The sequence below is a fragment of the Streptomyces sp. SID13726 genome, from assembly GCF_010548375.1.
Classification (GTDB): Bacteria; Actinomycetota; Actinomycetes; order Streptomycetales; family Streptomycetaceae; genus Streptomyces.
The window spans coordinates 1-410 of record NZ_JAAGLY010000642.1 but is presented as its reverse complement, the minus strand read 5'-3'; the positions used below and the strand labels follow the sequence as shown (position 1 = coordinate 410).

Below are 410 nucleotides of genomic sequence, written 5' to 3'. Positions count from 1 at the left end.
CGCTTGCCGGCCCGCATCCGCCAGGTGTCGGGGTTGTGGCAGTACAGGCAGGTCAGCGGGCATCCGGAGAGGAAGGTGACGAAGCGGGTCCCGGGCCCGTCGACACCCGTCGACAGGTCCCAGGAGTGCACCGAGCCCTCGCTGGGCCGGTGGGTCGCGGCAGCGGCCAGCGTCGCGGGAAGGGGAAGGGGAAGGGGAAGCAGGACGGTCATGGCAGGCACCCTCGAGCGGTGGTCCGTCGTTTCTCGATCTCGGTCGGAGATCCTTGGCGAGCGGTCCGGAGCCGGATGAGGGCCGGCCCCGGACTGCGCGGTCGCACGGGCTACAGCGAGCCGTGGAAGGTGCGGTTCAGCACGTCGAGCTGCTGGTCCCGCGTCAGCCGGACGAAGTTCACCGCGTAGCCGCTGACG

1 protein-coding gene is annotated in these 410 nt (G+C 71.0%); it reads right to left on the bottom strand.

Features of this window, described 5'->3' with window-relative positions; all coding sequences use genetic code 11:
* The coding region (locus G3I78_RS49555) for a 4Fe-4S cluster-binding domain-containing protein (protein ID WP_164437235.1) at nucleotides 1-212 on the bottom strand (212 nt) is incomplete at its 3' end.
* Nucleotides 213-410: the final 198 nt, after the last annotated feature.